Source organism: Paraburkholderia sp. BR10923, from assembly GCF_040948765.1.
Taxonomy (GTDB): Bacteria; Pseudomonadota; Gammaproteobacteria; order Burkholderiales; family Burkholderiaceae; genus Paraburkholderia; species Paraburkholderia youngii.
Genome location: NZ_JBFPKO010000139.1, coordinates 1 through 794 on the forward strand (window position 1 = coordinate 1; position 794 = coordinate 794).

A 794-nucleotide genomic window follows, 5' to 3' on the forward strand; every position below is an offset into this window, starting at 1 on the left:
CCCACAAGCTTTCGGTCGGCGCGTTGTCCCAGCAATCGCCACGGCGGCTCATCGACGAACGCATGCCATATGCTTTCAGCGTGTCCTGAAACAGCCCGCTGCAATACTGGCTGCCCCGGTCGCTGTGCATGATCAGGCCCGGCGGCGGACGCCGTCTGAACCATGCCATGCGCAGCGCGTCAGTGACCAGCTCGGCCTTCATGTGAGGCTGCATCGACCAGCCCACCACCTGCCGGCTGAACAGGTCGATGATGACCGCCAGATAAACCCAGCCTTCTGCAGTCGCGCAGTACGTGATGTCGCTCGTCCAGACCTGATTCGGCGCACTCGTCGTGAAGTTACGCTTCAGCAAGTTCGGCGCGACCGGCAGGTTATGGTTCGAATTCGTCGTCGCGATGAACTTGCGCTTGTGCCGAGCACGAATGCCGTGCCGCGCCATCAGATGGCGAACCCGCTCCTTACCCACGCGCACACCACGTGCAACCAGTTCTTTCGTCATGCGCGGCCAGCCGTACTCACCCTTGACCTGCGCATGGATCGCGCGGATGTTGGCCAGCACGGCATCGTCGCTGATTCGTACCGGGCTGTGCCTCTCCCGGCCCGCTGCAGCCCGCTGACGCCGCTGGTGATACCCGCTCGGGCTGACCTCCAGCAACTCGCACAGCAGCGACGCCGGCCAGCGCTTGTGCTCCCGTTCGATAAAGGCGTACTTCACGGCGATTCTTTCGCAAAGTACGCTGCCGCCTTTTTTAGAATGTCGCGCTCCATCTTCAGTCGCGCATTCTCCGCACGCA

The 794-nt window shown here is 62.5% G+C and carries 1 pseudogene; it reads right to left on the reverse strand.

Annotated elements, in window-relative coordinates:
• Positions 1-794: pseudogene (locus AB3X94_RS41790) on the reverse strand (IS3 family transposase); the annotation flags it as partial.